Origin of the sequence: Peribacillus sp. NPDC058002, assembly GCF_042886655.1 — a bacterium.
In the GTDB taxonomy this organism is placed as follows: domain Bacteria; phylum Bacillota; class Bacilli; order Bacillales; family DSM-1321; genus Peribacillus; species Peribacillus aracenensis.
Window position 1 is genome coordinate 1 of the sequence record NZ_JBHVQU010000412.1, and the last position, 2,217, is coordinate 2,217.

Here is a 2,217-nt window from a genome sequence, read left to right on the forward strand (position 1 = left end):
CCCCACAGAGGCTTGCGTCGAGGAGGCCTGTCAGACAGTGGGCGGAAAGGGAGCGGATTTCTGTAATCGACTGGAAGTTTTTAAATAAAACACTGCAGTCGAACTCGCTTTTCTTCGAATTTGTCTATGTTTGAAACCAGCTTACGGGCTGGTTTTTTTATGTCGATCCGGCAAGTGCTTTAGTAAGATAAGTATGATAAAATTTAACGGAATCGAATTTAACCGGATCATAGGAGCAGATAAGAATGAAAACAACCGAAGTGTACATATTGGGCGGCTTTCTCGGCAGCGGGAAAACGACGCTTCTTCGAAATATTTTAAAACAGGAAAGTGAAGCGGGTAGAAAAGTGGCCGTGCTGTTAAATGAGCTCGGCAGTGTATCGGTTGACAGCGGACTCATTGGTGATGGAGTGCCTCTTAAGGAGCTGTTTGACGGGTGCATTTGCTGCACAATTCAAGATAAACTGGAGGTTCAGCTCCATGAATTGCTAACGGAAAATGAACTGGATGCGGTTTATATTGAAACGACGGGCGCAGCTCATCCAGTTGAAGTATTGGATGGCATCATGTCGCCGATCTTCGCCAAAAGGCTGGAGTATAAAGGGATTATCACTGTCGTCGATTTATTAAGGTGGCGCGATCGGGAGGAACTGTCTCCACAGCTTCGGCAGTTGCTTGCCGAGCAAATCCACCATGCCGATTTCATATTATTGAATAAAGTGGATTTGGTAAGTGAGATGGATGCCGCACAGCTGATATATACGATACAGGCGCTGAATCCGGATGCTGTATGTTTATTGACGGAGTATGCAGCCGTATCCTTGGCATCATTGCAGCAAATGCAAAGAAACCGGCATAATGGCCATCAAAAGCTTGATGTACATGACCATTTGCATTTAACTGCAGTCGTTCATACATTCGAAGGTGCCGTGGCACAAACCGACTTTGAAGAGTGGCTTAGGGCTCTGCCGGAAACGGTCTATCGGATGAAAGGATACATTTCCTTTACACATTCACAATACCCCCATTTATTCCAATACTCATACGGAATGCCAATGTATATGAATGAAATGATGAAAATGCCATTGAATATCGTCATGATCGGGGAAAAGTTGGATAAGGAAATGTTGATCGGTCAGTTGAAAGCTTTGGAATTGAAAGCTGCCCGATAAAAGTTTACCGCCCATTAAAGAAGGGAAACATAAAAAGGAGACATTCTTATCAAGGAGGCGGTTTTAGTGCCATGGAATAAGGACGATTACCCAAACTCGATGAAGAATCTAGATAAAGATGTAAGGGAAAAGGCGATAGAAATCGCCAATGCATTATTGGATGAAGGATATGAGGATGGAAAAGCCATTCCAATCGCCATAGACCGAGCTAAGATGTCGGTAGGAAAAGATTGAAAAAATGGTCAGACCCACAAATGGGTCTGACCATTTTTATTGTTGCATTCCAAAGGCGGCAAATGTCTTTTCGTCTTCTATCAATCCGCAAGCAGCACATTGAACCCGAACTTCAGGACCATTATAGGCTAGATGGAATGGCTGAAGGGCTTCGTTCGAATATTGTTCAATGATCTCACCTGACTGCGGATCCTTTTTAATGGGGGTCGCTACTTGCTGAATGAGATTGAAGCGAGATTTATTTGTCCGGCAATTCGGGCAGCGGTATACTTGAGACATTGTACTCACTCCTTTTTTGAATTTTTAAAAGCATAATCGTATTATTAAGCTAGTCTTTACAAACTTGAACATTAATATGTATAAATTAGTAATGGATGGAAGGGATAATATGAAAGAAAATGTCAGGCAAGAAGAATTACTGATGGCTTATTTAAGCATATGGAACAATCGTAAGGTGACCGATGGAGGTGGAAGGGAAGTGTTGGCGGAACTCATCCGCCGTGAGCTTTTGGATGAAAATGCCCATCCCCGTGCCCGAAAATCAGTATTGGAGAAATTTTACCTCTGTATTAAACGCGTGATGGAATCATCGCTTTCAGAAGAAATGAAAAATGCGATCGTCATGGCCTATATCACTGAATTGGAAAGATTATAATTCCGGGTGTGTTACGGATGCTTGTTAGCAAATATTCTTTTCAGCTTCATACTTTTTTCACAAATCATTGTTAAAATCTTTAAAAAATGGCTCTTTTCGTTAAGATTGTTGTTTTTAAAACGAAACGATTTAAGGTTGATTGGAGCGCAAGTGCGA

General features: G+C 42.1%; 3 protein-coding genes and 1 pseudogene. 3 read left to right on the top strand and 1 reads right to left on the bottom strand.

The annotated features are described in order from the left end of the window. Positions 1 to 245 precede the first annotated feature (245 nt). Both ACFVSH_RS25705 and ACFVSH_RS25710 read left to right on the top strand, forming a co-directional pair. Entirely contained in the window at positions 246 to 1,172 is a 927-nt protein-coding gene (locus tag ACFVSH_RS25705) for a CobW family GTP-binding protein (protein WP_387708594.1), read from the top strand. A 66-nt stretch (positions 1,173 to 1,238) separates the two neighbouring features. Next, positions 1,239 to 1,385, top strand: a pseudogene (locus ACFVSH_RS25710) (DUF2188 domain-containing protein); the annotation flags it as partial. 57 nt (positions 1,386 to 1,442) lie between these two features. Here ACFVSH_RS25710 and ACFVSH_RS25715 read toward each other — a convergent pair. Beyond that, on the bottom strand, positions 1,443 to 1,685 hold the full coding sequence (locus ACFVSH_RS25715) for a DNA alkylation repair protein (RefSeq protein WP_387708596.1): 243 nt from the start codon (positions 1,683 to 1,685) through the stop codon (positions 1,443 to 1,445). Between the two features lie 109 nt (positions 1,686 to 1,794). On the opposite strand from ACFVSH_RS25715, the gene ACFVSH_RS25720 reads away from it, so the two are divergent. After that, on the top strand, positions 1,795 to 2,061 hold the full coding sequence (locus tag ACFVSH_RS25720; RefSeq protein ID WP_387708598.1) for a hypothetical protein: 267 nt from the start codon (positions 1,795 to 1,797) through the stop codon (positions 2,059 to 2,061). The last annotated feature ends 156 nt before the right edge of the window (positions 2,062 to 2,217 follow it).

What these genes read in the sequence shown, in the direction of transcription:
- ACFVSH_RS25720 (WP_387708598.1), top strand. Translation starts at nt 1,795, where the DNA reads ATGAAAGAAAATGTCAGGCAAGAAGAATTACTGATGGCTTATTTAAGC.
- ACFVSH_RS25705 (WP_387708594.1), top strand. Translation starts at nt 246, where the DNA reads ATGAAAACAACCGAAGTGTACATATTGGGCGGCTTTCTCGGCAGCGGG.
- ACFVSH_RS25715 (WP_387708596.1), bottom strand. Translation starts at nt 1,685, where the DNA reads ATGTCTCAAGTATACCGCTGCCCGAATTGCCGGACAAATAAATCTCGC.